The following is a 4,129-nucleotide window of genomic DNA, read 5'->3' as shown; positions in this document are numbered from 1 at the left end:
TGCGGCAGATTATGCAGACAAAAAAGGATTACTAGATAATGTTATTGTTTTTCAGTATTTTGGTTGAAAGAATAGAACCATTTATGTATTGTTGGAACCACACGATGCAATCGTGCGGCAGCAGGGGAGATGAATTTAGACAATAATCAGATGGGCGACAACTCAACTTTGATTCATTCACATCCGTTAAATTCCGAAATAAAAGAAAATGGAAATATAGCATCTTCTAGTGCTGAAGTCCCAGGTCCGGATGATCCTAGTGCGTTTACCAATTTTGGAAATAATATTATTGTTGGTAGATTAGGCTTTCAACAAGGTTCATTTGATTCAAGAGGCAATGTTATATTAAATAAAAAGCCTACTTTGGGGGCAGCCTTTTTCGGTAAAAATATTACGACAAAATCACTGCCTAAACTTTCAATTCCATTAAAATCTATTGAAAAGATTACTAGAATTAAATACAGAAAAATTAAATGACTATATTATGAAATTTAAAATACTGATTTTTATTTTGATAAACATGTATTGTTTTAAAACTTTTTCACAATATATATCAGACCTTGAATGCCTAATTATTATTGACGATAATATTATACCAGATATCAGAGAGGTTTACTTACGAAATGCGTCTGGTGAAGATATAAAATTAGATTATAAAACAGGTAGACTCAAATTAGCTGAAAAAACTAAAAACGAATTTTGCCAGATTTCCCAGGAGATTACCTTATCGATAAATTATTTGAGAAGTTGTCCTGATAACGAACAATTAATATACCACATTAAACTTGACTCTAAACTTCTTTGCCAAGATTATTTAGTTCTAAGAATCTACAATTTTGATTTGTATAAAAAAGGCTTTTATACGAAAAAAGGCTTTGGCTATGAGTATGAGTCACCTCTAAAATCTGAATTATTACCTAAAACCTATAACAAAAAAATATTAAATAGATGCCGAGGTAATACACCCCACCGTTAAAAGAAGCTCAACCCCCCGACCGCTCGGATATGTTCTACAATCGTTAGCGCGGAATTGCATTCCGTGCCCATGTTACTCAGAACAGGCTGCTGACCCACAAGCAAAGCATTAACGGCGCTACCAACCCTGAGGTAATCGTATCAAACCAATACGATGAGTTGGGACAATTAGAGAGCAAGGGCGTGGGCGGTAAGAACAGTCAGAGCCGACTACAAATGGTAGACTACAGCTATAACATCAGAGGCTGGCTCAAACAGATTAACAACCCGGGCAATTTAGGAAATGATTTGTTTGCCATGCAGATTAAATACACCAATCCAATCCAAGCCCAAGGACAAGGTTTATTTAATGGCAACATTGCTGAGATAGATTGGAAAACACAAAATGATAACGTACTATACCGATACACCTATCATTATGATGCACTAAACCGAATCACTAAAGCAGATTTCACAGGTCCGAGTCAATGGGCCAGGTATAGGTTAGACAATGTACAATATGACAAAAACGGCAATATTACCAATCTAAGACGAAACGGGCATATAGTGCTAGACCCTGATAAGAATATCAGTAGCGACTTTGGAACCATGGACAATCTTACATATACCTACCAAGCCAACAGTAATAAGCTGATAAAAGTAACCGACACCGGCAATACCACTTACGGATTTAAAGACGGCACCAATCAAACCATTGAATACACCTACGATGCCAATGGCAATATGGTAAAAGACTTGAACAAGGGCATTGTAGGGCCTAGTAATAGTAATGGAATATTATATAATCATTTGAACTTACCAACCGAAGTAAGATTTGGCAGTGTTAACAAAATTAAATACATTTACGATGCCACCGGTATCAAACAGAGCAAGCAAGTGATTACAAGTGGCCAGCCTGATACTAATACCTATTATGCAGGTAATTATGTATACGAAGGCAGTTCTTTGAAATTCTTTAGTCACCCCGAAGGCTATGTAGAACCTGATGGCAGCAACTTTGACTATGTGTATCAATACAAAGACCACTTGGGCAACATTAGGTTAAACTATAAAGACATCAGCACCACAAGTACACCGATTCTTGAAATCATTGAGGAGAATAATTATTATCCTTTTGGGCTAAAGCATAAAGGTTATAATGAAAATATTTCCGGTAATACAAACAGTTTGGCCAAAAAGTTTAAATACAATGGTATTGAGTTGGAAGAATCACTTGGGTTGAACCTCTATGAAATGGAGTTTAGGCAATATGACCCGGCTATTGCTAGATTCATAGGAATCGACCCTGTTACGCACCATTCTATGAGTACCTACACGGCATTTGATAATAATCCTGTATTTTGGGCTGACCCTAGTGGTGCAGATTCAGAAACCTTTGATCACGATTTACATCGAGCAAAGTATATGAATAATGGTGAGAATTTGGGTGATGTATCTGCAATTGAATATTCATCTACTGTTATTAATGATAATAGTGAAACTGATCCAAAAAAGAAAGAGGAGAAAGAAAAGACTAATGAAGAAGTTGAAGGAAGTTGGATGACTGGACTTTTAAAAGGTACTTTAGAGGGATTATTTTCGTCAATTAAATCTGTTCCTTTTGGTAGAGATATAAAAACATTGCCAGAAATAAAAGAGGTAAAAGAAAAGGAAGAATTAGCATATTTTGGTGGAATAATTTTGTTTGCTCTTTTAGAACCTGGTCAACGAGGCAAGACAAAGCAGGTCATATCGATTGTAAAAAACGATTCTAAAATTTTAAAATATGCTAGAGAAACATTTAAAAGCAATAAAGAGCTTGGAAAAAGTGTTAATGGGCTTTTAGAACAATTAGTTCAAGGTAACATGAATCCTGGAATTGGAACAAAACAATTATTCGGAAATATTTTTGAAGCTAGAGTAAGAAATGGCGGGAGAGTTTATTTCCGAAATGGAGATGAAGTTATCGAAATTTTGGGTTATTCAAATAAGTTCAATCAACAAAAAGTTATCGATTTAATTAAAAAAACATATTATTAATTATGAAATATAAAATTTTATTTCCAGCTGGATATAATATTGATAATACTCAAAATGACAACTTAGATATAAATATTGTATTAGAAAATAATGATGTTTACTTTGCTACATTGTTTACTTTAAAGAATATAAGTTATTTAATGGAGAAGGATTCTGTTGATTATTTTTTCGCAGATTCTATGGTTGTAGTAAGTAGCTTAGATATGAATACAATTGAAAGAATAATTAAAGAGGTTGTTGAAAATCAATATTTGGAATCTACTTTTTCAAGAATTGGAACTATAAAAGAAATTTTTGATACCGATAGAAGTTTTGATGACTTATATAATAATTTAAAAGTAATCTAATAAAGGTGCTATAGCATAAATAGCTTTAAAAGAGTTGCTGTGACAAATTCTATGCATATTAATAATCTCTGCTTTTCTAAGTCTCTTGACTTTTTTGGCATCTTAATTTATAATAGCCTATGGTGAAAAAGTTGCCAAGGCATGATACAAATAGTAGAATATCTTAATATTTAAAATCAGGGTCCTAATTTCACTTTACTTTTATAAGTTACAAAAGTAAATTATAAAAGTAAAGTGTAGCCGCTAGTTTTTCAACTTCAACCATCCCCATTTTTAATCTCCAAACCAAGGCAAACCCTCACAAAAATAGAGGAAAACCCTTTGATATAAGTCATTGCGCTTCTGTAATTTTAAGCGAGGTATTTAATAGATAGATACCATCGTTTAATTCAATTACAGTTATATGCCAAAATTACCCACCACCTCGATACATTGGTTACGTCAAAGCATATTTATGCTGTTACTATTAACAATAAGCATCACCGAAGCCCAAAACCTTCAAATTCTACAAGGCCCGACTCAGGTTAGTGCCAATAGCACGCAAGTATATACATTTGACAACGGCGCCTTACATTTTGCTAGTTGGTCCGTGATTGGCGGAACCGTCATTTACAGCACTGGTCCAGGTAAAGGTTCTGGCACATCTGTTTACACTGCCACAGTACAATGGGGCGCAGCAGGCGCGGGGTCAGTAACCTTTAACTCCTTTGGTACACCACTAGAAACACTCAATGTTACTATCACAGGTTCCGGCACCGGAGCCACCCTATTAAGCGACCGCAACTACG

5 protein-coding genes are annotated in these 4,129 nt (G+C 34.7%); all 5 read left to right on the top strand.

Going from position 1 to position 4,129, the window contains the following annotated elements:
* Positions 1-150: 150 nt before the first annotated feature.
* Entirely contained in the window at positions 151-477 is a 327-nt protein-coding gene (locus FJ651_RS15600) for a hypothetical protein (protein ID WP_140991721.1), read from the top strand.
* 7 nt (positions 478-484) lie between these two features.
* Positions 485-976, top strand: a complete 492-nt coding sequence (locus FJ651_RS15595; protein WP_140991720.1) for a hypothetical protein — start codon at positions 485-487, stop codon at positions 974-976.
* Between the two features lie 158 nt (positions 977-1,134).
* Complete coding sequence (locus tag FJ651_RS15590) at positions 1,135-2,994, top strand: RHS repeat domain-containing protein (protein WP_140991719.1); 1,860 nt, start codon at positions 1,135-1,137, stop codon at positions 2,992-2,994.
* Positions 2,995-2,996: 2 nt separating this feature from the next.
* Positions 2,997-3,341 (top strand): hypothetical protein, encoded by a 345-nt coding sequence (locus FJ651_RS15585; RefSeq protein WP_140991718.1) that lies wholly within the window; start codon positions 2,997-2,999, stop codon positions 3,339-3,341.
* Positions 3,342-3,744: 403 nt separating this feature from the next.
* Positions 3,745-4,129: hypothetical protein (locus FJ651_RS15580; RefSeq protein WP_140991717.1), on the top strand; the 385-nt coding region annotated here is incomplete at its 3' end.

The organism is Paucihalobacter ruber (assembly GCF_006494535.1).
Classification (GTDB): Bacteria; Bacteroidota; Bacteroidia; order Flavobacteriales; family Flavobacteriaceae; genus Paucihalobacter; species Paucihalobacter ruber.
This window is presented reverse-complemented; position numbering and strand designations above follow the sequence as displayed.